This is a genomic window from Methanobrevibacter curvatus (assembly GCF_001639295.1).
Lineage (GTDB): Archaea > Methanobacteriota > Methanobacteria > Methanobacteriales > Methanobacteriaceae > Methanoflexus > Methanoflexus curvatus.
Window position 1 is genome coordinate 1 of sequence record NZ_LWMV01000138.1, and the last position, 622, is coordinate 622.

The 622-nt window shown below is 33.1% G+C and carries 1 protein-coding gene; it reads left to right on the forward strand.

The window, feature by feature from the left end; all coding sequences use genetic code 11:
* On the forward strand, positions 1-622 hold a 622-nt coding region (locus tag MBCUR_RS03445; protein ID WP_157077644.1), incomplete at both ends, for a DUF11 domain-containing protein.

Genomic DNA, 622 nt, shown 5'->3' on the forward strand with positions numbered 1-622 from the left:
TGGTTGAGTATACTATTAATGTAACTAATCATGGTCCTGATACTGCGACTAATGTGAATATTACTGATGTTTTAGATACTAGATTGATCTTTGTCAGTGCCAATGGATCTCCTACTCGTGTAGGTCAAACTGTTAATTGGACTATTGCAAGCATCTTAAATGGTGATTCTTATATTATTAGCTTAATTGTTCAGTTGAATGGTACTGGAAATATAAGTAATGTGGCTAATGTTACTGGGTCTGATCAGAATAATACTGGTAATAATAGTAGTGGTGATAATAATAGTACTTTGAATGTTACTGAGAGTATTAATTTGAGTATTGTTAAGACTGTGAATGTGTCTGGTGTTGTTTTGAATGGTGCTTTGGTTGAGTATACTATTAATGTAACTAATCATGGTCCTGATACTGCGACTAATGTGAATATTACTGATGTTTTAGATACTAGATTGATCTTTGTCAGTGCCAATGGATCTCCTACTCGTGTAGGTCAAACTGTTAATTGGACTATTGCAAGTATTTTGAATGGTGATTCTTATATTATTAGCTTAATTGTTCAGTTGAATGGTACTGGAAATATAAGTAATGTGGCTAATGTTACTGGGTCTGGTCAGAATAATAC